Genomic DNA, 19285 nt, shown 5'->3' with positions numbered 1-19285 from the left:
TTTTGTTGCAAAGTTATAGAATGCTAGCTTGTCGCAACATTCTTTTTCTTGGTGCTGTTATTATCAGAGGGGCTGGTTCCTTCAATGATTTTGAAATCCAGCGCCTTGTTTTTTAAGCCGATTTTAACAGCGCCACCTTTGGCTAAGCGACCAAAGAGCAGTTCTTCAGCCAGAGGCTTTTTGATGTGTTCTTGGATCACACGGCCTAGTGGACGTGCGCCATAAAGACGATCATATCCTTTTTCAGCCAGCCATTCCTTCGCAGCTGATGAGATCTCAATGATAACATGACGGTCAGCAAGTTGTGCTTCGAGTTGAAGAATGAATTTTTCAACAACACGACCAACGATGTCTGGCGTCAGGTTAGCAAATGGTATGATCGCATCAAGGCGGTTTCGGAATTCAGGAGTAAAGGCGCGTTTAATTGCATCCTCATCTTCTCCCTCTCGGTCGGAACGTGCAAAGCCAATGGCCTCTTTTGAAAGGTCAGCAGCGCCTGCATTGGTTGTCATAATGAGGATAACATTGCGGAAATCGACAACTTTTCCATTATGATCCGTTAAACGCCCATGATCCATGACTTGGAGTAAAACGTTATAAAGGTCTGGATGAGCTTTTTCGATTTCATCTAACAGCAAAACCGCATGTGGATGCTGGTCAATGGCATCAGTTAAAAGACCACCCTGATCGAACCCGACATACCCTGGTGGAGCACCAATTAAACGAGATATGGAGTGGCGCTCCATATATTCGGACATATCAAAGCGGATAAGCTCAATCCCTAAAGAAGAAGCTAATTGGCGGGCCACCTCTGTTTTTCCAACGCCAGTTGGGCCGGAAAACAGATAATTGCCAATTGGCTTTTCAGCTTCTCTTAGGCCTGCACGAGAAAGTTTAATGGCTGCCGCAAGTGCTTCAATCGCCTTATCCTGACCAAAGACCATATTGCGTAAATCTCTTTCAAGATGGCGCAATGTTTCACGGTCATCTGCAGAAACGCTTTTGGGAGGGATACGCGCAATCTTGGAAATTGCATCTTCCACATCTTTTAACGTCACTGTTTTACGGCGTTTGCTTTCTGGGAGGAGCATACGGGCTGCACCAACCTCATCAATAACGTCGATGGCTTTATCGGGAAGTTTACGATCATGCACATATTTGGCGGCTAATTCGACGGCGCCACGGATGGCTTCGTCTGTATACCGAACTTTATGATGTTTTTCGTAACTTCCTTTTAACCCACGTAGAATTTTGATGGCATCTTCAACGGAAGGTTCTGGTACGTCAATTTTTTGGAAACGACGAACAAGCGCCCGGTCTTTTTCAAAGTGCTGACGAAACTCTTTGTAAGTTGTTGAGCCAATGCAGTGGAGGGTCCCAGCTGCTAGAGCGGGTTTTAGAAGGTTAGATGCATCCATCGACCCTCCTGAAGTTGAGCCTGCACCAATGATTGTGTGAATCTCATCAACGAAAAGAATCGATCCGGGTGTTTGTTCGAGCTCAGCGACAACGGCTTTGAGGCGTTCTTCAAAGTCCCCCCGATAGCGGGTCCCTGCAAGAAGCGATCCCATATCTAACGAAAAGATGGTTGATTCCTGCAAGACTTCAGGAACATCTTTATCGATAATACGCTTTGCCAATCCTTCAGCTATTGCTGTTTTGCCGACACCTGGATCCCCTACATAGAGGGGGTTATTTTTGGTGCGGCGGCATAGAATCTGAATGGTACGTTCGATCTCATGCTGACGTCCAATCAGAGGGTCTATGCGTCCTTCACGGGCACGTTCATTCAGATTGACGCAATAGCTGGCAAGAGCGCCGTCTTTGGGAGGCTCTTTGGAAGGCTCCTCATGATCAGGTGTTTCTGAAGATGAGGCTGTGCTCGCTTTGCGTGCCGCTCCCCGATCTGGGGCTTTTGCAATGCCGTGAGAGATGAAATTGACGGCATCAAGGCGCGTCATATCTTGCAACTGCAAGAAATAGACGGCGTGGCTTTCACGTTCTGCAAACAGTGCGACAAGAACATTAGCGCCCGTTACTTCATCACGCCCAGTACTTTGGACATGAATGGCAGCGCGTTGGATCACGCGTTGAAAAGCCGCTGTGGGTTTGGGTTCAGTCGGACGGTCTGAAGCTAAGCCAGCCAGATCTTTATCAAGAAATTCTGTTAGGTCAGATTGTAATTTATCTAGATCAATGCCACAGGCGCGGAAAACAGTCAGTGTATCTGCATCTTCCGTCAGAGCAAGCAACAGGTGCTCTAGTGTGGCATATTCATGGTGTCGATCCGCCGCAAAAGTAAGTGCGCGGTGAAGCGTTTGTTCGAGCGTACGGGACAGCATAGTAATAGCGCTCCTCTCGACCTCTTATAATGAAGAGGTATCTTGTCCTGATGAAGAACGTAACGCTAGTGAGAAATGCAGTGTTAAAAATAAATAATATTGATCTGCATTTTTCAGAGGCAGGAAATCAGGCTTTTTCGATCGTACATTGTAAAGGGTGTTGGTTCTGACGAGCCAGATCCATAGCTTGAGCAACCTTGCTTTCTGCTACTTCATACGTGAAAACACCACACACTCCTACGCCTCTCTGATGGACATGTAGCATGATCGTTGTTGCTTCTTCACGGTTTTTTGAAAAGAAGCGTTCCAGAACATGCACCACAAATTCCATCGGAGTGTAGTCATCATTTAACATTAAAACCTTGTACATAGACGGTTTACGAGTCTTTGGACGAGGCCGTACGACGACGCTGATCTCCAGATCTTCATCTTCGGGTGGGTATGGTTTTTTGGGTTCGCTCATATCGGGCCCCATGATGAAGGGACTTCTATGGTTAGAATCCAAGTTAAGCTGGTTATGAGGGGTTGAAAAAAGGGAGGTGGAAGACATGACTTATACGATATGGGATGCGTAAAGAGAGTTGAGAAGAGGGAAAAAGAAAGTTTTCATCAGATTCTGCCATTTTATTGACATGGTGCCATACCAAATAAGTGTAATGCTTACGAAAAATTAAGCAAATTCTAGGAAACGATGTGAGTAGGTGCAATTTAAAGCGCCGTAATAAAGTGATATATGGTTATAGATTCTTTTTATCTATAGCTTTTTTGGTTAGACCATACTGTTTAGAGGCTGCTCAATTGATGCGTTATTCTTTCTGTAAAGCCTTGCTTTTATGCACGATGACAGTGGCCGGTATTGGCTCTGCGCGCGCCCAGTATGCTGGTCACGTTTCTAGTTTTGTGATGGATGCTCATACCGGGGCTGTTTTATCTCAGTCTGATGCAGATTTGCAGCGGTACCCTGCGTCCCTAACCAAATTAATGACATTGTATTTGGCCTTTCGTGCATTGGAAGCGCACCAGATTACATTAGATCAGGAAATCCCTGTTTCGATTCACGCTTCTATGCAAGCTCCGTCAAAATTGGGGTTGGTACCCGGGACTCGCTTCACGGTTGAGCAGGCGATATTGGCGCTTGTAACTAAATCTGCGAATGATGCGGCTTGTGCTTTGGGTGAATTCTTGGGTGGAGGTGATGAAGTTCAATTCGCCCAGCTCATGACACAACAGGCGCGTTCTTTGGGAATGTCTAATACCACGTTTAGAAACGCTTCAGGTTTGCCAGATCCAGACCAGGTGACAACAGCACGTGATTTGGGAACATTAGCCCAGCATTTGATTGCAGATTTCCCGCAATATTATCACTATTTTGATGTCCCGTCATTTTATTTCCATCGTCGTCTGATTCCCAATCACGATCCAATGCTTAAAATTTATGCAGGAGCAGATGGCCTAAAAACGGGCTATACAGATTTGGCTGGCCATAATCTTGTGACTTCTGCTGCGCGCGGAAATGTAAGGTTAATTGGTGTTGTCATGGGTTCGTCGAGCAACTCTCGTCGCTCTATGGAAATGGCGGCAATTTTGGATCAAGGGTTCGCAGCAGAAGGTGTGGCGGCTGAACCTCTTTTACATCCTGTCGTGACGCATTCCGCTCCATTGATGGCGCGTGCAAGCCGGCGTCGTGGCCGCTTCATGCACCAAGGTGTGATGATGGCAGCTGGATCCCCGATGGAAGTGGCAGATGCATCAGTAGGTGGGCGCCGTTATGGGCGTGTTATACGCCGGGTACGTATGCTGGCTCCGGGGCATCGCAAAGCAAAGCATCGTACCAAAGGATAAAACTCTTTATTTGATCCCTTGCGATCTTGGCGCTGCAGACGCATTCTAATCATATCGAATAAAGGATTAGGAGCACGCTGGACACATGAGTGATACGGATCAAGGGATCGTTTTGTATACGAAGGACGATTTTAAGCATTTAATGGCAGCGGGCCAATTAGCGGCTGAAACGTTAGACATGATTACAGATCATGTCCGTCCAGGGGTAACGACAGAAGAGCTTAATAAAATCATTCATGAGTTTACATTGGCTCGTGGTGCGACGCCAGCACCTTTAAATTATCATGGTTTCCCCAAGTCCTGCTGCATTTCGATCAATCATGTTGTGTGTCATGGCATCCCTGGAGAGCGTCGCCTCTTGGAAGGGGATGTTGCTAATATAGATGTAACATCAATTTTAGATGGTTGGTATGGTGACAGTTCCCGTATGTATATGGTCGGGAAAGTGCCGAAAAAGGCAGAAAAACTAGTTGATGCCACGTACGAATCTTTGATGCTCGGTATTGAGCAAGTAAAGCCAGGAAACACTCTGGGCGATGTGGGTTACGCTATTCAATCGTACGCTGAAAAGCATCGGTTTTCGATTGTGCGGGATTTCTGTGGCCACGGAATTGGCCGCGATTTTCATGCTGCTCCTAATGTTTTGCACTACGGAAAACCGGGGCAGGGTGTAAAGCTTGTTCCAGGAATGGTTTTTACGATTGAGCCTATGCTAAATATTGGGAAGCCAGATGTAAAAATTCTGGATGATGGATGGACGGCGGTGACACGCGATAGAACATTATCAGCCCAGTTTGAACATATGCTTGGTGTGACAGAGGATGGATATGAAATTTTCACCTTGTCCCCCCGAGGTTACACCAAGCCGCCTTATGGGGCTTAGGGGTAAGAAAATGAAAAAGTTTTTGGCAGCATGTGCGGTTTGTCTTGTAGCGAAAACGGCTTTGGCAGTGCCTCATAGTGCCCCAGCTTTAAGTGCAGATCATGACCCGTTGGCGTTTGGGCCAGACCATCGTGCTTCTGGATTTTTGGCCTCTGGTCAACATGGGATGGTTGTGTCTGCACAGCATTTGGCCTCTGAAGCAGGAGCAAAGGTTCTTGCACAAGGAGGAAATGCGATTGATGCTGCTGTAGCTGTTGGTTATGCTTTGGCTGTCGTTTATCCTGCTGCTGGAAACATTGGGGGCGGCGGATTTATGACCATTCATTTAAAGAATGGTCAGACAGTTTTTATTGATTTTCGTGAACATGCGCCGGCGGCTGCTTCAGAAACAATGTATCTGGATGCTTCAGGGAAGGTCATCCAAGGGCTTTCAACCGAGGGGTGGAAAGCCGTTGCCATTCCGGCGACAGTGGCTGGCTTAGATACTCTTTTGAAGAAATGGGGCCGTTTGCCTCGCTCTAAAGTTATGGCTCCCGCGATTGAGTTGGCTCAGAATGGCTTTGTCTTAGAAGATGGAGATGTTGAACTTCTTAACACCTCTACGCGCTATTTTCTAAAAGATCCTTACGCACGAACAATTTTTCTACGTCCAGATGGAAGTCCTTTGCAGGTGGGAGATCGTTTGGTTCAGAAGAATTTGGCGCGTACTTTAGAACAGATATCGAAAAATGGAGCGCATGCTTTCTACGAAGGGTCTATTGCAAAAGAGATTGTGCGGGCGAGTCAAGAAGGTGGTGGCTTTTTAACAGCCGAAGATTTTAAAAATTATCATATCCGATTTATGGATCCGGTGCGATGCTCCTACCGAGGCTATACGGTTGATACAGCTCCGCCTCCGAGTGCAGGTGGCGTTGCTCTATGTGAAATACTGAATATTTTGTCTGGATATGATATGCATGCTCTTGGTTTGCATACGGCCTCCTCAGTCCAACGTGAGATTGAGGCCATGAGACACGCTTATTCCGATCGACGGGATTTGGGTGATCCAGCTTTTGTTCAAAACCCGATCCAGCATTTAACAGACCCTCAATATGCTGCTCAGATCCGCAAAGGAATACCGCTTGATCATGCGTTGGCATCAGATCAGTTAGTGGCGGGGCAGGCTCTCCCAAGCAAAGCTGCGGCTATATCTTCCGACGGTCATGAAAAGCACGAAACGACACAGTTTTCGGTTTTGGATCAACAAGGCAACGCGGTTTCAGCAACGTATACTTTAAATGGTTGGTTCGGTGCTGGTGTGATGGGTGGTCACACGGGTATCTGGATGAATGATGAAATGGATGATTTCTCATCGAAACCAGGGACACCGAATATGTATGGAGTGGTTGGCTCCAAAGCCAACGCCATTGCCCCGGGCAAAACACCTTTATCATCCATGTCGCCTTCAATTTTAACCAAGAATGGTAAAGTTGTGATGGTGATTGGAAGCCCGGGCGGATCACGTATTCCAACAATTACGTTGTCGGCTATTTTGGGTGTGGTGGATTATGGATTGGATATCCGGCAGGCTGTTGATCTTCCCCGAATCCATGAGCAATGGGAGCCATCAGCGGTTGAAGTAGAAACAGGAGCACTTTCTTCGGATGCAATGAAGCAGTTGCAAAATGAGGGATATACTTTTTCTTTACACCGTCCATGGGGAATTGCCGAAGGTATTTTAGCAGGTCGGCCAAGCCTTGGTGTTCCTGATACAGGGTTAATTTATGGTGCTGCGGATCCGCGTCATGCAGGAGGAAAAGCAGTTGGTGAATGAAAGGGGCTTGCCAAGTACCCCTGGTTTTGTGTTAGGACAGCGCCGGGAGGTCGGCTTTGGACGGATACCTTGCCAACCCGGTCAGGTCCGGAAGGAAGCAGCCGCAGTAAGTGTGGTTCGGGTCAAATGTCCGGCCTCCTCTTTTGAGAGAACATGGCGAGGTTTACCTTCGCTGAAAATGTTCGTGAATGGGGCTGTTTATCAACGGCCTCTTCTCCGCACTGACGGAATTTGATTTTCATGAATGATGGCAAAGAAGATCTTCCCCTTCCTGTAGAAAGTGGTGGTGGTTTCTTTGAAGATGCAACAGAGCAAACACCATCTGCCATGGTCAGTACGGCTCCGCAAACCGCTCCATATAAAGTTCTTGCACGGAAATATCGCCCGCAAAATTTTGATGATGTGATTGGCCAAGATACGCTTGTGCGTATCTTACGTCGGGCTTTTGAGCTGAACCGTGTTGCCCATGCGTTCATGTTAACGGGGGTGCGCGGGGTAGGAAAGACGACAACAGCGCGCATTATTGCACGTGCACTCAATTGCATAGGCCCTGATGGGAAAGGCGGTCCGACAGCCAATCCTTGTGGTGTTTGTTCCAACTGTAAGGCAATCTTGGCAGACCGTCACCCTGATGTGTTGGAAATGGATGCTGCCTCTCGAACGGGCGTTGATGATGTTCGAGAGATTATAGAAGCAACCCGGTTTCGTCCTATGCAGGCGCGTATGAAAGTCTTCATCATTGATGAAGTCCATATGCTGTCACGGAATGCGTTTAATGCACTGTTGAAAACTCTTGAGGAACCACCTTCTCAAGTAACATTTATTTTTGCAACGACTGAACTACGCAAAGTCCCTGTTACGGTATTATCACGGTGCCAACGGTTTGATTTGCGCCGTGTTCCGTTGTCTTTGTTGAGCGACTTTTTTGCAAAAATTGTTCAGAAAGAAGGTGCTAATTTATCCGAAGGTGCACTGACTTTAATTGCTCGTGCGGCTGATGGCTCTGTCCGTGATGGACTATCTTTGCTGGATCAGGCGATTGCTCAAGGAGCGAGCGAGGAAGAAGCTGTATCGGACATGCTGGGGCTTGCAGATCGTGGGCTGATATTTGATCTGTTGGAAGCTTTGATGGGCGGGCAGATTGCAAAGGTCTTGGAGATTACAGATCAGGCCTATGCGCGCGGTGCTGATTTGGGTGTCTTGCTGGCTGATTTGTTGGATCTTATCCACCTGATCTCCCGTATTAAAGCTATTCCTGCTTTGAGAGAGGGGCGTGATTTATCCGAAGCAGAGCGTGTACGTGGTGGGGCGCTGGCAGATCAGTTATCGAATACAGTTTTGGGACGTGCTTGGCAGGTGTTGTTAAAAGGTGTGCGTGAGGTGGAAGGCGCACCAGATCGCAGACAAGCAGCCGAAATGGTTCTGATCCGTTTATGCCATACTAGTTTGTTGCCAACTCCTGAACGGTTAATTCGGCAGCTTACAGAAGGAGGAGATTTATTACCGGCTGCTACGAAAGGGGGAACCAGTGGTGAACGAACGGCAGAATCAAGCGGAGATTTTAAGGGCCGTGTTACAACACCTTCTCATTCGCCCGTTTCTTTAAACACTGAGGGGGACGGACGGCCGCAAGCACGTGTGCGTTTGGTGGCTAATGGTGGGGAGCTTCTTGAGCCAGTAGCCTATAAAACGCCAGAGGACGTTCTTTCTCCTTCGCCACAAGAGGTATCTTTACCGCGGACATGGCGTGAGATGGTAGCTTTGGTGGCGAAAGAAAGAGAGCCATTGCTGCACGGTTTGTTAAGAAATGCTGTGCATATTGTGCGTTTCTCTCCACCGGACGTGCAAATACGTGTGGAAGACCCACAGACAAAAGTGGATCGGAAGCTGCAAGCCCTTTTGGATCGGCTTTATCCGGGCCAGTGGCGAGTGGGGCTGTCCACCGCAGAAGGGGAGCCCACGCTGGATGAGCAGGGGGCAGAAGTGGTGAGCCTTAATCGGGCAGCAGTAGAAGAGCACCCTTTTGTTCAGGCCATTTTGCAAGCCTTTCCTGGAGCTGTGATCGGAGAGGTGCAAGACCATACGTTAGATGAGTATGGATTGCCGCCAGAAATTACGACACCATTGACAGAAGATGAGCCACCTGATTTGGAGTTTGCACCATTGGATGCGGATTCTTTAGAAGAAGATGATCTGAATTAAAATGAGGAGTTTAAAATGAAGAATTTAGCTGGATTAATGAAGCAAGCGAGCCAAATGCAGTCCAAAATGGAAGAAGCTCAGAAAAATCTGGGTAATTTGGTTGTAGAAGGTTCTGCTGGTGCAGGTTTAGTGACGGTGCAGCTGACCGGAAAGGGGGAGATGCGCAATTTGAAAATTGATCCTAAGCTTGCTGAACCATCTGATATGGAAACATTGCAGGATCTGATTTTGGCGGCTTACACAGATGCTAAAAATAAAGCAGACGAAGCAAGTGCAGAAGCAATGCGACAGGTAACAGGTGGGTTGGATCTTCCTCCTGGATTAAATCTGCCTTTTTAATGGATGATATTGAGCAATTAATTGCGATGCTGGCCCGGTTACCGGGGTTAGGGCCGCGCTCTGCGCGGCGAGCAGCATTGAGTTTGTTAAGAAATCCTGAAACACGGATGTTGCCTTTGGCGCGCTTAATGGAACAAGCTGCGACGACGGTGCAAACGTGTTCCTCTTGCGGTAATCTGGATGTTGTTAATCCGTGTCATATTTGTACGGATACGCATCGTGATCGATCTATTATCTGCGTTGTTGAAACGGTTGGTGATTTGTGGGCGTTGGAGCGCTCGTCCATCCACCAAGGAATGTATCAGGTTTTGGGAGGGACGTTATCCGCTCTCGCAGGGCTGGGGCCCGAAGATTTAAACGTTGTCCCTCTTATGCATCGTATTGAGGCCGGTGAGGTTAAGGAAGTGATCCTTGCCTTAGGCGCGACGGTTGAAGGGGCAACAACGGCACATTGGTTACAAGAAAAATTATCTTCAACGGGTGTTATCGTAACGCGTGTTGCCCACGGGGTGCCGATTGGTGGAGCGTTGGATGTGTTGGATGATGGGACATTAGCAGCCGCTCTGATGGCGAGGAAACAGCTGTGATTTCTCCAAAGGTGCCAAGAGTAGCTGTGGTTACAGGGGGGGCGAAGAGAATCGGAAGAGCTCTTGTTCATATGTTGCATGAGCAGGGCTTTTTAGTGGCGATTCATTATCGCGATAGCGCAGAAGAGGCGCAGGCACTTCTTGATGTGATTCGTGGGAAAGGGATGTTGATACAAGCAGACCTTGCTCATGAAGATCAGGTTGAAGGTCTTATAGAGAATGTAAACCGTCATCTCGGAGAGGTTGGGATACTGATTAATAATGCCTCTTCTTTTGTGCGTGATGAAATGGGCCATGTGACCCGAGAAGGATGGGATAGGCATTTAGAGCCGAATCTGCGAGCGCCATTTGTATTGTCACAGGCTTTTCAACGGCAGTTATCTGAAGAGGCTGAAGGTTTGATTTTAAATATGTTGGATCAGCGTGTTTGGAATCTGACACCTCATTTTATTAGCTATACTGTTTCCAAATCTGCATTATGGACTTTGACCCAAACGCTGGCGTTGGCGCTGGCTCCTCATATTCGGGTTAATGGCATCGGCCCTGGGCCTGTTGTACCCGCTCCTGGGCAGTCTCAAGAGCATTTTGAAAATATGTGTTTAACAACGCCTTTACAGCATGGCTCTTCGCCTGAAGAGGTTGCTCAAGCAGCGCTGGCGTTATTTTCTCTTCCGTCTGTAACAGGGCAAATGCTGGCGTTGGATGGAGGGCAGCATTTGAATTGGGCTCCATCGTCCCCTTAGTAAGAGTGCAGAGCGGTCGGAAAATATTTTTCGATAACAAGAGCAATCGGAGCAGAATCGGATTGTCGCTTTAGGACTGCTCGATTCTCTAGAATCGCATCATTGGGTTGTTCAAAAATATGCGATTGTAGTTTCTGTCGAATAAAATTGAGTGGCTTTACAACTTTTCCGAAAGGAATATTGGTGGTTTCAAGCTGTGTATTCATGGCTTGAGTTAAGCGGCCGGGAATATACCAGTTCCATGCTTCTGAAAGAACAATATTTTGGCACATAAGCTCTACATGACGGAGCTTTACTGTGCTGGATGGATCTACTTCCAAAGAACGGAAAAGATTAGCCTCCGGGGCAAGATATGTTGAAAGATAATGAACTTTAATAGGCGTAGTACAGCGCATCTGTAAAACAGAGGTTGCACTAGAGTGGCTATCAAGTTGCTGAGAAAATGCACGAATAGCTGCTTCATCAACGAGGTAAGTACGCCGTGGATGAGAGCAGCTAGATAAAAACACTAAAAAGATAAAAGCAAAGACAACCTTAGTTGTCGTCACGGTCATCTTTGTCTGTTGTGACTTCGATGTCATTGGATAGATCATCGTCATCATCATCATCCAAATCATCATCTGGAGAGATTACATCGTCTGTATCATCTGTATCCAGATCAACGTCGACATCGTTGTCATGCTCGTTTTGTGAGCCGTTGTTTTCTTTATCCTCAGATAGAGGACCGTCGCTGCGTTTGAGGCGACTGATATTATCCGGTTGCGTCGTGCCGCACTTGGGGCACACCGCAGGGACGCGGTTCAGATCATAGAAGCGGGCGTTGCACTCAACGCAAGTCCGTTTCAGACCGAGTTCGGGTTTTGCCATGTTTGCGGAGCCTGCCAATAGCGTCGAATAGGGAAAGCGGCCATGCCACTTTGTGACGGATATGTCAAATCTAGAATTCAATAAGCAAGAATAAAAAAACGATCTCATAAGAGATTGACACACCTTCATGAGCCTCGCATGAACATATTTATGCAAGCGAAATCACTTACTGTTTCTGCGTCCCTAAAGGGACTTTCTGGCCGCACTCGTGTTCCGGGTGACAAATCAATCAGCCATCGGTCGTTGATGTTGGCGGCTCTCGCTCATGGGCGTACTCATGTCTATGGGTTGTTAGAGGGCGAAGATGTGCTGCGTACGGCGGATGCCATGCGTGCATTAGGCGCAACAATCACTCAGAAAGATGATGTCTGGGTGATTGATGGACGTGGCGTTGGAGAGCTTCAGGAGCCTTCAGACGTACTTGATATGGGCAATTCTGGAACGGCTGCGCGTCTGTTATCTGGGATTTTATCAACGCATTCCATTTATACGGTTATGACGGGAGATGCGTCTTTGCGCTCTCGGCCGATGCGGCGTGTTATGGATCCGTTGTCTGGAAATGGCGCGCAGTTCTGGGCGCGTGAAGGGGGCCGGCTTCCATTATCCATTCGTGGAACAGCGGAAGCAAAGCCACTAGAATATAGGCTTCCAATTGCGTCAGCACAGGTAAAGTCTGCTATTTTGCTCGCTGGGCTGAATGCTCACGGTGTGACGGTTGTAGAAGAACCGATTGCGACACGTGACCATACTGAAAATATGTTCCGCCATTTCGGGGTATCGGTAGATGTGTCAGAGTTGGAAGGAAATGGTCGTCGAATCGCCCTTAAAGGCCCAGCTCGTTTAACGGCACGGGACGTTATCGTTCCGGGAGACCCGTCCTCTTCTGCTTTCCCTCTTGTCGCAGCCCTATTAATTCCGGGTTCAGACGTGTTGATTGAGAATGTTGGGTTGAATCCTCTGCGTACAGGTTTGTTTACAAGCTTAAAAGAAATGGGCGCGGATTTAACGATTGAAAATGAACGGATTGAAGGGGGAGAGCCCGTTGGAGATCTGCATGTGCGCGCAAGCCAGCTGAAGGGAGTTGATGTACCTCCAGAGCGTGCACCTTCCATGATCGACGAATATCCGATTTTGGCTGTGGCCTGTGCTTTTGCGCAAGGGCAGTCTCGTTTGCGTGGTTTAGAGGAGCTTCGCGTTAAAGAAAGTGATCGCTTAGCGGCAACAGTTGCTCTTCTGGAAGCGAACGGGGCGTCTACCACTGTTGAGGGCGATGACCTGATTATTCATGGTTTCCAAACTCCGCTTGGTGGAGGGGAAGTGAAAACACATATGGATCATCGGTTGGCGATGAGTGCGATTGTTATGGGGCTTGCTGCACAAAAGCCTGTTTCTGTTGATGATACAGCCTTTATTGAAACCAGCTTTCCAGGATTTGTTGATTTGATGAACGGGTTGGGTGCAGGCATTCAAGGATGAAAGATCGGCCATTAATTATAGCTGTTGACGGGCCTGCTGCTGCCGGGAAGGGGACTTTAGCTAAAGCATTAGCGCACCATTGGGGATTGCCTTATCTTGATACAGGGTTGCTGTATCGGGCGGTGGCGCGCCGAATGTTGAATGCAGGGTTAGATCCCGCGGGAGATGCATCATATGAGGCGGGACGTTTAGAACCGGCAGATTTGACGCGAACAGATTTGCGGGTGCCTGAAGTGGATAGAGGCGCTTCTTTAGTTGCTGCTCAGCCAGCGGTGCGTGAAGCGCTTTTGGAGCGGCAGAGAAGCTTTGCCGCAGCGACAGGAGCTGTTGTTGATGGTCGGGATATAGGAACCGTTGTTTTTCCTGATGCAACGGTAAAGTTTTTCATCACGGCTTCCCCTCAGGCGAGGGCCTTGAGACGGCATCACCAACTGCATAAAGATGCTCCGCTATCAGGGGGAGATCTTGCAAAAGCCGTAGAAGAAATTACATCGCGCGATGAAAGAGATTCTTCACGCGATGTAGCGCCGTTGGCGCAGGCTCCTGATGCATTCTGCATTGAGACCGATCATTTGTCGGCTCAAGAAGTGTTTGCCAAAGCAAATGCAATAATCGTTTCTTGTCTAAAGTAAGGCTTAAATTATCAAGCTAATGTCAGAATAACGATTCTTTATGTTGACAGTGAGGCATTAAGGGTGTTGGTGAGGGTTTAACGCTGAAATTTGAATGAATCAGGTGAGAGCGTGGTCCGTTTTTTATTGATAAACGGGCATATTTTTAACAAACCCATTGCTTCTGATGTGAGGAATGGGGAGACGTCGTGAGATAATCATGGCGCAGACAATGGGTATCCGTCTTCATCGGGGACCTAGGAATATTGGATTTTCATGGCTTCAGCCAATCAGACAGCCTCTGCTAATCGTGGTGAAGAGGACTTTGCTGCTCTTCTTGAAGAAACGTTAGGTAGCGATACAGGATTTGACGGTTCTGTTGTTACAGGACGTGTTGTTCGTCTTACGGACGAATTTGCTATCGTTGACGTTGGTCTAAAAAGTGAAGGCCGCGTTGCGTTAAAAGAGTTCGGTCCTCCAGGTGTTACACCGGATGTTAAGCCTGGCGATGTTATTGAACTTTACGTTGAGCGTTACGAAGATCGTGATGGTTCAATCGTATTGTCTCGTGAAAAAGCGCGCCGTGAAGAAGCATGGACCGCTCTTGAGCGTGCGTTCTCTAACAACCAGCGTGTTAACGGCACAATCTATGGTCGCGTAAAAGGCGGCTTTACGGTTGATCTTGGTGGCGCCATGGCCTTCTTGCCAGGCAGCCAGGTTGATATTCGTCCAGTACGTGATGTTGGTCCATTAATGGGTCAGCCACAGCCTTTCCAGATTTTAAAAATGGATCGTGCACGTGGAAACATCGTTGTATCTCGTCGTGCCGTTCTTGAAGAGACGCGTGCAGAGCAGCGTTCTGAATTGATCCAAGGTCTGAAAGAAAGCATGATCCTAGACGGTGTTGTTAAAAACATCACTGACTACGGTGCATTCGTTGATCTTGGCGGTGTTGATGGTCTTCTGCATGTTACAGACATTGCTTGGAAGCGTATTAACCACCCATCTGAAGCTCTACAAATTGGACAGCCTGTTCGCGTTCAGGTTATCCGCTTCAACTCAGATACACAGCGCATTTCTCTTGGCATGAAGCAGCTTGAAGCTGATCCATGGGAGAATGTTTCTGTTAAGTATCCAGCAAACGCTCGCTTCACAGGCCGTGTTACAAATATCACTGACTACGGTGCATTCGTTGAACTTGAACCTGGTGTTGAAGGTCTGGTTCACGTTTCTGAAATGTCTTGGACCAAGAAGAATGTCCACCCAGGCAAAATCGTTGCTACTTCTCAGGAAGTCGACGTTATGGTTCTGGATGTTGACAGCTCAAAACGCCGTATCTCTCTTGGCTTGAAGCAGGTTCAGCGTAATCCTTGGGAGCAATTCGAAGAAGAGCATAAACCAGGCTCTATCATCGAAGGTGAAATCCGTAACATTACCGAATTCGGTCTGTTCATCGGTCTTTCTGCGGACATCGATGGCATGGTTCACATGTCTGATCTGTCTTGGGATGAAGCTGGTGAAGCAGCTATGGCCAATTATGAAAAAGGCCAAGTTGTTAAAGCGAAGGTTCTTGATGTTGATCCAGAGAAAGAACGTATTTCTCTTGGTATTAAACAACTTCATGAAGACCCAGCAGCGGATGCTCTTGCTCGCGTTCAGAAGGGCGCAGTTGTTACCAGCGTTGTAACAGCAATTCAGAGCAACGGCATTGAAGTTAAAGTTGACGATCTGTTGACAGGCTTCATCCGTCGTTCAGAACTTGCTCGTGATAAAGCAGAGCAACGTCCAGAGCGCTTTGCTGTTGGTGAGAAAGTTGATGCTAAGGTTGTGTCTGTAGATCGTGCAGCTCGCAAACTTGCTTTGACCATTCGTGGCCGTGAAGTCGAAGAAGACAAACAAGCAATCAGTGAATATGGTTCATCTGATTCTGGTGCATCTTTGGGTGATATTCTTGGTGCAGCGATTCGTCGCCGTAACACGGATTCTTAAAAAATGTGTTTTGGAAACATTTACGTTAAATGTTTCTGAGATTGGAAGGGTCGCTTTTGGCGGCCCTTTTTTATGCATAATTTTTTGAGAGCTTTGTTAAGAAGGCTTTTTCAAATTTGAACCTTCAGGTAGTAATTAGCGTTGAATGACGACGTTAGTTTTGCGAGTTAACGGGCTGGATTTCAGCCGAAAATAAAAAAGGGAGTGAGCGCCTTTGCGTTCATGAGATTGATGGCGGTTATTTACAATACGAATTATACCCACAATCCCAATTCTTATCTTACGCTCGCAATCGAAAGAGCTGCTCGCTCTCTTTTTGGGCACGATCAAGTTGTTGTGGCAGATAATATGTCTCTGGGTGGCATCGCTGCATCTGGAGAGCATGATGTTTTAATATGCTTAGATGCACAGCGAATTAACCTTGCTTTGATTAAACGCGTTCGTCCGGCGTTTAAGACCATGATCCTTTGGACCTTTGAAGATCCGTTTATGAGGGACTTCAACGTTCAAAATGCTGATTTATTTGATTTTGTTTTTACGAATGATCCTTCTTGCGCTGAATATTATCACGGGAAGGGGCATTATCTTCCTTTAGCAGCAAGTCGCTCTATTCATGAGCGGAAGGTATTGTCGGCAAATGAATTAGAGTATGACATCTTTTTTGCTGGAACGATGTGGCCAAACCGTGTGGAAACGCTGCGTCGTGTGATTGCAGCTTTCCCTGATGCTAAACTAAAATTAATCTGCCCAGGGAATGAATATCTGCCCCCATTGCCAGCAGATTTGGCAGAGTTGGCTATTCAGCGTCCTATCAGTCATGAAGCTTTTATTGATTTTGCAAATGTAAGTGCTGTGACACTGACCATGTTCCGTGACTATGCAAGTCATGGAGATGTTAGTCAGGCGACGGCGCCCGGCCCTCGTTTTTTTGAATTAGGCTTAGCTGGGACAGCTCAGGTTGTTGAAGCGCCAGAAAGCATGGCAACGGCTCACTTTGAGACTGTTGATGGGATTAGTTTAGCGCGTACCCCTGATGCGGTCGTCGATGCTGTAGCACGTTTGCTGGAAAGTAAAACGAACCGTCGTAAGGCAGCTCAGGCATCTCAAAAGTCTGTTATTAATCATCATCTGTATGAACATCGTCTAGGGCTGATGCGCGATATTACAGGTGCTCACTTTGGCCGTCGTAAGGCGAAAGATGTTGTGCCTGTTGAGCGTAGACGTCGCCTTCGTGTGCTGATGTGTACGCATTCAACAATTCATGAGCAAGCATGGGGTGGTGTTGAGGTTTATCAGCAAGCTTTGTGCTCGCTTATGGGGCGAGAGATTGAGTTCTTCTACTGGTTAAGACGTGGTGCGTTTTGTCGTCTGACTACAGCAAGTGGTCAGGAATTAGAGCGTTTTGATGTCCCTGAAGTGGGGTGGCAAGACGCTATGAATGATGCGCCAGAAGAAATGGCGTTTTCGAGCGTTATCAGTCAATACAATATAGACATTGTTCATTTTCAACATCTTGGCCACCATGCTTTATCTTTGCCAATTATTGCAAAGGCCAATGGCACAGGTGTTATTTTCTCAGCGCATGATTTCTGGTTGGTATCTTCCCGATATAATCTGCTTAACCATGAGTTGAAGTACGTAGAAGAGGAAGTTTATTCTGTTCTTGCAGCCGATATCACCTTAAAGGCTGCTGAGAATGTTGATTACGGTGGAGAACAAACACGACGTGCTTTTGTCGCGAAAATGCTCCATTCTGTGGATGCTATTATGTTTGGGACAGAGCATTCACGTAATCTAACACATGCTATTTATCCAATTTTGGATGAAAAAATTAGTTTGATAACGGGGATTCCTAGCCCGGAAAATACCGTTCCTATCACCCCTAAAGTCTATGAGGCTTTGGGAGATAAGCCACTAAATGTTGCGATTGTTGGGAATTTCTTACGAACCAAAGGTGCCGATACGGTTCTAAGTTTGATTGAAATTGCTCATCCAGATCATTTTGTTTTCCATATTTTTGGGTATGTTCACCCAGAATATGAAGCTGTTCTAAACGGTAATTATCGTTCGAATGTGAAGCTGTATGGTCGTTATGGAATGGGTGATATTGATGCGCTTAAGGTCGCAGATGTTGCTTTAAATCTTTCCATATGGCCGGAAACATATTGTATTTCTCTTTCTGAAGCATGGCAAAATGGTCTGATCCCAATTGTGACGGATGTTGGTGCTTTAGGTGACCGAGTAGAAGATGGAGTAAACGGTTTTAAAGTTCCGATTGGCCGTCCGAGTGCTGTTCTGGAGCGTTTGGAGTTGTTGCGTTCCTCTGAAGCTGTGCGCGAAAAGATTATGGGGAATATTGGGCCACACCTCTGGACGCACGCTCGTGAATATACTGATATGATGCTTTCATTATATCGTCAGGTTGCGCCACGGGAGGCCTTAGGTGTTTCTGACTTGCGTTTTGATGTAGGTCAGCTGCATTTATTGCCTCATGCGTCTTGGCGTCATCAGGCTCCGCCACGTCATATCTTTGATCCTCCTACAATCCGTGACTTGTCCATTGAGCTTCCGATCCCGGTAACGGATTGGTTCTCAATTCAGGGAGCAGAATGTTACATTGATGACATTTGTCATCATGTTTTTTCCAAAGAAGATGATGAAGACTTCGAAGGAGCGAATGAGTTCCATATTCGAGGATGGTTCCGAATTTCTACCATTAGCACCGCAGGCCGTTTGTTGACTGTGTTGATTGGAGAGGAAGAGGAAAGTCCTTTAATTTTCCTTGAATGTGCAAGAGAAATTCGTGGTGATATAGCCGAGCTGTTCCCTGGTTCTCCTCGTCGCTCTGGATTTGCTGGGCAGGCTGCTTTGCGCGGGAAATGGAGTGAGGGGCGCTTCCGAATTGGTCTGATTAATGTGATTAATGGCCAAGGAGCTTTCCAGTTAACGAACATTCATATTGAAGTTGACGGTGGAAAGATTACCAAAATACATCGTTCGCACCCAAGTAACGATACAATTCTTGCTGACTTTGATCGAATTGCTCATAGTGATGGATTGTTACGGGGTGTTAAGTTGTCAACATTCCAAAAGAAAAATCTTTTCCCCTATACTGAGGGAGGGGTTGAGTATTTTATCGATGAATTTACAGGGATAATAGGTGACCCTGTAACAGAGGTTGATCCTTTTGGCAGTTTGTTCATCAAAGGATGGGCGTTCATGCGTAATCTGTCCCGTGCAGGACAGGTTTATATTGGTCTCGTCCATGACGAGCGAGATGAGCTTGTACTGTTTGCGACAGATAGAAGCATCCGTCATGATGTAGGAACGGTTCATCGAGATGCTCCTTTGCGTTCAGGATTCAGTGGTTCGATGAATCCATTTAAAGGGTATGCTCTTCCATTAAATGGTCAATATCATTTAGCTATCATCAATGTAGCGGGGGATCTGTTTGGAACACACATCACTGATCTTGTCGTTAAATTTGATGCAAATCGGGTTGTTTCAACGGGGCGTGAAGAATTGTCAAAAGCAGCAGCAAAGCGAGTTGATGAGCTTTTAACGCAAAAGGCGATGTCTTAATTGATAACG

The 19285-nt window shown here is 47.0% G+C and carries 15 protein-coding genes and 1 other RNA gene; 12 read left to right on the top strand and 4 right to left on the bottom strand.

The window, feature by feature from the left end; genetic code table 11:
- Window positions 1-23: 23 nt before the first annotated feature.
- Both clpA and clpS read right to left on the bottom strand, forming a co-directional pair.
- The gene (gene clpA / locus E3D00_RS02890) at window positions 24-2342 is read right to left on the bottom strand and encodes an ATP-dependent Clp protease ATP-binding subunit ClpA (protein WP_141459784.1); all 2319 of its coding nucleotides are present in this window, start codon (window positions 2340-2342) and stop codon (window positions 24-26) included.
- A 127-nt stretch (window positions 2343-2469) separates the two neighbouring features.
- Complete coding sequence (clpS, locus tag E3D00_RS02885) at window positions 2470-2817, bottom strand: ATP-dependent Clp protease adapter ClpS (protein ID WP_181441985.1); 348 nt, start codon at window positions 2815-2817, stop codon at window positions 2470-2472.
- Window positions 2818-3143: 326 nt separating this feature from the next.
- Between clpS and E3D00_RS02880 the strand changes: the two genes are divergently transcribed.
- The 8 genes from E3D00_RS02880 (at window position 3144) to E3D00_RS02845 (ending at window position 10751) form a co-directional block, all read left to right on the top strand.
- A complete protein-coding gene (locus E3D00_RS02880; protein ID WP_141459780.1) occupies window positions 3144-4184 on the top strand; it encodes a D-alanyl-D-alanine carboxypeptidase family protein in 1041 nt (346 codons plus the stop codon).
- An 85-nt stretch (window positions 4185-4269) separates the two neighbouring features.
- Window positions 4270-5067, top strand: a complete 798-nt coding sequence (map, locus tag E3D00_RS02875) for a type I methionyl aminopeptidase (protein WP_141459778.1) — start codon at window positions 4270-4272, stop codon at window positions 5065-5067.
- A 10-nt stretch (window positions 5068-5077) separates the two neighbouring features.
- On the top strand, window positions 5078-6880 hold the full coding sequence (gene ggt / locus E3D00_RS02870; RefSeq protein WP_141459776.1) for a gamma-glutamyltransferase: 1803 nt from the start codon (window positions 5078-5080) through the stop codon (window positions 6878-6880).
- A 45-nt stretch (window positions 6881-6925) separates the two neighbouring features.
- An RNA gene (ffs, locus tag E3D00_RS02865) (signal recognition particle sRNA small type) lies at window positions 6926-7022 on the top strand.
- Window positions 7023-7120: 98 nt separating this feature from the next.
- Window positions 7121-9082 (top strand): DNA polymerase III subunit gamma/tau, encoded by a 1962-nt coding sequence (locus E3D00_RS02860; protein WP_141459774.1) that lies wholly within the window; start codon window positions 7121-7123, stop codon window positions 9080-9082.
- Between the two features lie 15 nt (window positions 9083-9097).
- Complete coding sequence (locus E3D00_RS02855) at window positions 9098-9421, top strand: YbaB/EbfC family nucleoid-associated protein (RefSeq protein ID WP_141459772.1); 324 nt, start codon at window positions 9098-9100, stop codon at window positions 9419-9421.
- Window positions 9421-10008: a recombination mediator RecR gene (gene recR / locus E3D00_RS02850; RefSeq protein WP_141459770.1), complete on the top strand. Its 588-nt coding sequence runs from the start codon at window positions 9421-9423 to the stop codon at window positions 10006-10008. The genes E3D00_RS02855 and recR overlap by 1 nt, the downstream gene beginning before the upstream one ends.
- The gene (locus E3D00_RS02845) at window positions 10005-10751 is read left to right on the top strand and encodes an SDR family oxidoreductase (protein WP_141459768.1); all 747 of its coding nucleotides are present in this window, start codon (window positions 10005-10007) and stop codon (window positions 10749-10751) included. Before recR ends, E3D00_RS02845 begins: the two co-directional genes overlap by 4 nt.
- On the opposite strand, the gene E3D00_RS02840 is transcribed toward E3D00_RS02845, so the two are convergent.
- Both E3D00_RS02840 and E3D00_RS02835 read right to left on the bottom strand, forming a co-directional pair.
- Complete coding sequence (locus tag E3D00_RS02840; RefSeq protein WP_141459766.1) at window positions 10748-11299, bottom strand: hypothetical protein; 552 nt, start codon at window positions 11297-11299, stop codon at window positions 10748-10750. The two genes, E3D00_RS02845 and E3D00_RS02840, sit on opposite strands and share 4 nt — an antisense overlap.
- Window positions 11286-11618, bottom strand: coding sequence for an FYDLN acid domain-containing protein (locus E3D00_RS02835; RefSeq protein ID WP_141459764.1), 333 nt, complete (start codon window positions 11616-11618; stop codon window positions 11286-11288). Before E3D00_RS02835 ends, E3D00_RS02840 begins: the two co-directional genes overlap by 14 nt.
- A 138-nt stretch (window positions 11619-11756) precedes the next feature.
- Between E3D00_RS02835 and aroA the strand changes: the two genes are divergently transcribed.
- From aroA to E3D00_RS02815, 4 genes are all read left to right on the top strand, one after another.
- Window positions 11757-13094: a 3-phosphoshikimate 1-carboxyvinyltransferase gene (aroA, locus tag E3D00_RS02830; protein ID WP_408909353.1), complete on the top strand. Its 1338-nt coding sequence runs from the start codon at window positions 11757-11759 to the stop codon at window positions 13092-13094.
- Window positions 13091-13726 (top strand): (d)CMP kinase, encoded by a 636-nt coding sequence (gene cmk, locus E3D00_RS02825; RefSeq protein ID WP_141459762.1) that lies wholly within the window; start codon window positions 13091-13093, stop codon window positions 13724-13726. Before aroA ends, cmk begins: the two co-directional genes overlap by 4 nt.
- Window positions 13727-13981: 255 nt before the next feature.
- On the top strand, window positions 13982-15694 hold the full coding sequence (gene rpsA, locus E3D00_RS02820) for a 30S ribosomal protein S1 (RefSeq protein WP_141459760.1): 1713 nt from the start codon (window positions 13982-13984) through the stop codon (window positions 15692-15694).
- A 231-nt stretch (window positions 15695-15925) separates the two neighbouring features.
- Complete coding sequence (locus E3D00_RS02815) at window positions 15926-19276, top strand: glycosyltransferase (RefSeq protein WP_141459758.1); 3351 nt, start codon at window positions 15926-15928, stop codon at window positions 19274-19276.
- Window positions 19277-19285: the final 9 nt, after the last annotated feature.

Source organism: Swingsia samuiensis (genome assembly GCF_006542355.1).
Classification (GTDB): domain Bacteria; phylum Pseudomonadota; class Alphaproteobacteria; order Acetobacterales; family Acetobacteraceae; genus Gluconobacter; species Gluconobacter samuiensis.
Note: the sequence above shows the minus strand (reverse complement) of the source record. Positions and strands in the feature narration are given on the sequence as shown.

Excerpts from the sequence above, each read along its gene's own strand:
- recR (WP_141459770.1), top strand. The coding sequence starts at position 9,421 with ATGGATGATATTGAGCAATTAATTGCGATGCTGGCCCGGTTACCGGGG.
- E3D00_RS02855 (WP_141459772.1), top strand. The coding sequence starts at position 9,098 with ATGAAGAATTTAGCTGGATTAATGAAGCAAGCGAGCCAAATGCAGTCC.
- E3D00_RS02880 (WP_141459780.1), top strand. The coding sequence starts at position 3,144 with ATGCGTTATTCTTTCTGTAAAGCCTTGCTTTTATGCACGATGACAGTG.
- E3D00_RS02860 (WP_141459774.1), top strand. The coding sequence starts at position 7,121 with ATGAATGATGGCAAAGAAGATCTTCCCCTTCCTGTAGAAAGTGGTGGT.
- cmk (WP_141459762.1), top strand. The coding sequence starts at position 13,091 with ATGAAAGATCGGCCATTAATTATAGCTGTTGACGGGCCTGCTGCTGCC.
- ggt (WP_141459776.1), top strand. The coding sequence starts at position 5,078 with ATGAAAAAGTTTTTGGCAGCATGTGCGGTTTGTCTTGTAGCGAAAACG.
- clpA (WP_141459784.1), bottom strand. The coding sequence starts at position 2,342 with ATGCTGTCCCGTACGCTCGAACAAACGCTTCACCGCGCACTTACTTTT.
- clpS (WP_181441985.1), bottom strand. The coding sequence starts at position 2,817 with ATGGGGCCCGATATGAGCGAACCCAAAAAACCATACCCACCCGAAGAT.
- map (WP_141459778.1), top strand. The coding sequence starts at position 4,270 with ATGAGTGATACGGATCAAGGGATCGTTTTGTATACGAAGGACGATTTT.
- aroA (WP_408909353.1), top strand. The coding sequence starts at position 11,757 with ATGAACATATTTATGCAAGCGAAATCACTTACTGTTTCTGCGTCCCTA.
- rpsA (WP_141459760.1), top strand. The coding sequence starts at position 13,982 with ATGGCTTCAGCCAATCAGACAGCCTCTGCTAATCGTGGTGAAGAGGAC.
- E3D00_RS02815 (WP_141459758.1), top strand. The coding sequence starts at position 15,926 with ATGGCGGTTATTTACAATACGAATTATACCCACAATCCCAATTCTTAT.
- E3D00_RS02835 (WP_141459764.1), bottom strand. The coding sequence starts at position 11,618 with ATGGCAAAACCCGAACTCGGTCTGAAACGGACTTGCGTTGAGTGCAAC.